The sequence below is a fragment of the Ramlibacter sp. genome, from assembly GCF_035706265.1.
Lineage (GTDB): Bacteria > Pseudomonadota > Gammaproteobacteria > Burkholderiales > Burkholderiaceae_C > Ramlibacter.
In genome coordinates this window covers 1-2,972 of record NZ_DASSVG010000251.1, presented here as the reverse complement: position 1 = coordinate 2,972, position 2,972 = coordinate 1, and the positions used below count along the sequence as shown (strand labels likewise).

Sequence of the window (2,972 nt, the reverse complement as noted above, 5' to 3'; positions counted from 1 at the left end):
GTGCCCCCACCCCGGCCGTCCCCCAAAGGGGGAGGGAGGAACAGCCTCGTCCCAGGAAAAGGGGGGCAGTTCATAAGGAGAGATCGTCTTCGCTACGATCGCTGCGTCGGCAGCGACATAGCCTTGTGACAGCGCCTGGCGCATCGCCGTGGCAAACGCAGCAACCGATTGCGCGGGCCCGCCGAGCCAGCCGCGCGCCTCGGGCGTGTCGAGCCAGTCCAGCCCGTCGCGCGCGCCCACGATCACCACGGCGGACGCGCCGCGTTCGCGCAGCGCCCGCGCCAGTGCGGGCGCCTCGCCCGCGACGCCGGCGCGCTCGCGCGCTTCCTGCAAGGTGCAGACCAGCAGATCCTTGTCGTTCATTGCATCACCCGTCCACCGTCGACGAAAAGCACCTGGCCGGTGACGAAACCGCTCCAGGCAGAAGCGAGGAACAGCACCGGCCCGGCCACGTCCTCGGGGCGCGCCAGGCGGCGCAGCGGCGTGGCCGCCATCAAGGCCTCGCGGAAGGAGGCGCGGGTGCCGCTGCTGCCCTCGGTGGGATGCACCAGCCCCGGCGCCACGCAGTTGACGCGCACGCCCAGCGGCCCGAGCTCGCTCGCGAGATTGCGGCTGAAGCCGACCAGGGCCGACTTCGCCGTCGTGTAGTCGTGGTAGGGCACCACCGGGTTCTCCACCAGGTCGCTCACCAGGTTGACGATGCTGCCCTGCGCGCGCCGACGGAAGTGCGGCAGCACCTCCCGGCACAGGTGGAAGGCCGCGCCCACCGAGCCCTCGAACTGCGCCTGGTAGTCGGCCCAGTCCAGGTCGGCGAAGGTCTTGCGCTGCTCGGGATCGAAGGCATAGGCGCGAAAGGCGTTGTTCACCAGCACGTCGATGCGGCCGGCTTCGTCCACCACGCGCTGCACCAGTTGCGCCGCCTGTTCGGGCACGGTCACGTCGGCCTGCACGGCGAAGGCGTCGCCGCCGGCCGCCTGGCATTGCGCCACCACCTGCGCCGCCGCTTCGGCGTTGCGCAAGTAGTTGACGGCGACGGTGGCCTGCTCCGCCGCGAAGGCGCGCGCGATCGCTGCGCCGATGCCGCGGCTGGCACCCGTCACCAGCACCACCTGGCCGGCGAAGTTCATCCCGCGTCTCCCCGGCGGCCGGGCAGCAGGTCCTGGCTCACCACCTTGCCGGCATCGAGCGGCTTCTGCAGCAGCCCCAGCTTGCGGTAGGTGTCGGCCGCGGCCTGCAGCGAGGTGACGTCGAGCGCGCCGAGACCGTTGCGCTTCGTCAGCGCCGAGACGCTGGCCGCGTTGCGCAGCTTGATGATCTCCAGGTTCAGCGCCGGATCGGTGCCGTCGATGGCGAGCTTGGCGGCGAGCTGCGCCGCCTCCTGCGGCTGCGCGATCATCCACGCGGCGGCATCGGCGTAGCCGCGCAGGAAGCGCCGCAGGGCATCGCGCCGGGCCTGGTACACGTCCTCGCGCACCACGAACAGGTCGCTCGACATCGGCAGCACCTTGCCGACCTCGATCACGTTCACCTCGGGCAGGCCGCGGCGGCGGCCGATCAGCAGGCCCGTGTCGGTGGCCGCCGTCGCGTCGACCTGCCCCTGCATCAGCGGCGCGAAATTCAGCAGGCCGGTGACGACCACCGTCACGTCGGCCTCGGTCAGGCCGGCCGAATGCAGCAGCACCTGCAGGCCCTGCCGCGTGCCGCTCGCGAGGCTGTAGACGCCGACCTTCTTGCCTTTCAGGTCCGCCGGCTTCGTGATGTTGCTGCCCTTGAGCGACACCACGTTGAACACGTTCTGCGGATAGATGTCGTAGATCGCGCGCAGCTTCTCGCCCTTGTCCAGCGCGGCGAAGAAGGTGAGCGGGTCGCTGAAGGCGACGTCGGCCTGGCCGCTCAGGATGTTGCGGATCGCATCGGCACTGCCGGCCCCCGGCACGTATTCGAGCGCGACGCCCTGCGCGCGGTAGAAGCCCTTGTCCTCGTCCACCAGCAGCGGCGTGACTTCGGTGATCGGCTTGTTCCAGCCGGCGACGACGACGCGCTCCAGGCGCGCGGGCGCGGTCTGGGCCAGGCCCGCGAGCGGCGCGGCCGCGAGGGCCGCCAGCAGGTGGCGACGGGGGATGGATTGCATGGGTTCTCCTCAGCTCGTGCGGGTGAAGGGCAGCAGCAGCCAGCGCTCCAGCAGCAGCGTGGCCTGGTAGGCGAACATGCCGAGCGCGGCGATCAGCACCAGCACGGCGAACATCAGCGACGTGTCCATGGTGCCCTGGGTGGCGATCACGAGGGCGCCGAGCCCGCGGCTGGCGCCGATGAACTCGCCCACCACCGCGCCGACCAGTGCCAGCACCACGGCAACGCGCACGCCGGCCAGGATGGCGGGCAGGCCCGACGGCAGCTTCAGCCGCCACAGGGTCTGCGCGCGCGTGGCACCGAGCATGCGAAAGAGCTCCAGCCGCTCGGGCGGCACCTGCTGCAGCGCGGTGAGCGTGTTCTCCAGCAGCGGGAAGAAGCAGATCAGCGCCGTGATCACCACGGTGGACGTCATGCCGAAGCCGAACCAGAGCACGAACAGCGGCGCCAGCGCCAGCTTGGGCACCACCTGGCTCGCGACCACGTAGGGCATCAGCAGGCGGCGCAGCGACGAAGATTCGGCCAGTGCGACGCCGGCCGCGAAGCCGATCGCGCAGCCGCTCGCCGCACCGAGCAGCAGTTCGACCACCGTGGTGCGCAGGTGCGGCCAGAAGTAGCCGCTGGCGAGGCCGTGCCAGAGCGACACCGCCACGGCCGAAGGCGGCGGCAGCACCAGCTTCGGGAGCGCCAGCAGGCGGCAGGCCGCCTCCCAGGCAAGCAGGAGCGCCACCAGCAGGACGAGAGAGCCGAGGCGCGCGCGCGTCATGCTTCCACGGCCTCCAGGTGCAGCGCCGCGCGCACCCGCGCGCAGGCCTCGGCGAACGCGGGGCTGGTGCGCGTTG

General features: G+C 71.4%; 4 protein-coding genes. All 4 read right to left on the bottom strand.

Annotated features, from left to right (window positions below; genetic code table 11):
• Nucleotides 1–363 (bottom strand): hypothetical protein (locus tag VFM98_RS09340; RefSeq protein ID WP_325109649.1); only part of this gene is annotated, 363 nt, incomplete at its 3' end.
• A complete protein-coding gene (locus VFM98_RS09335; protein WP_325109648.1) occupies nucleotides 360–1,127 on the bottom strand; it encodes an SDR family oxidoreductase in 768 nt (255 codons plus the stop codon). The genes VFM98_RS09340 and VFM98_RS09335, both read right to left, overlap by 4 nt.
• The gene (locus tag VFM98_RS09330) at nucleotides 1,124–2,131 is read right to left on the bottom strand and encodes an ABC transporter substrate-binding protein (RefSeq protein WP_325109647.1); all 1,008 of its coding nucleotides are present in this window, start codon (nucleotides 2,129–2,131) and stop codon (nucleotides 1,124–1,126) included. Before VFM98_RS09330 ends, VFM98_RS09335 begins: the two co-directional genes overlap by 4 nt.
• Before the next feature lie 9 nt (nucleotides 2,132–2,140).
• Nucleotides 2,141–2,896 carry an ABC transporter permease gene (locus VFM98_RS09325; protein WP_325109646.1) on the bottom strand — a complete coding sequence of 252 codons (756 nt, stop codon included), beginning with the start codon at nucleotides 2,894–2,896 and terminating at the stop codon, nucleotides 2,141–2,143.
• Between the last annotated feature and the right edge of the window lie 76 nt (nucleotides 2,897–2,972).

Coding starts and splice junctions, on each gene's coding strand:
- VFM98_RS09335 (WP_325109648.1), bottom strand. CDS start 1,127: ATGAACTTCGCCGGCCAGGTGGTGCTGGTGACGGGTGCCAGCCGCGGC.
- VFM98_RS09330 (WP_325109647.1), bottom strand. CDS start 2,131: ATGCAATCCATCCCCCGTCGCCACCTGCTGGCGGCCCTCGCGGCCGCG.
- VFM98_RS09325 (WP_325109646.1), bottom strand. CDS start 2,896: ATGACGCGCGCGCGCCTCGGCTCTCTCGTCCTGCTGGTGGCGCTCCTG.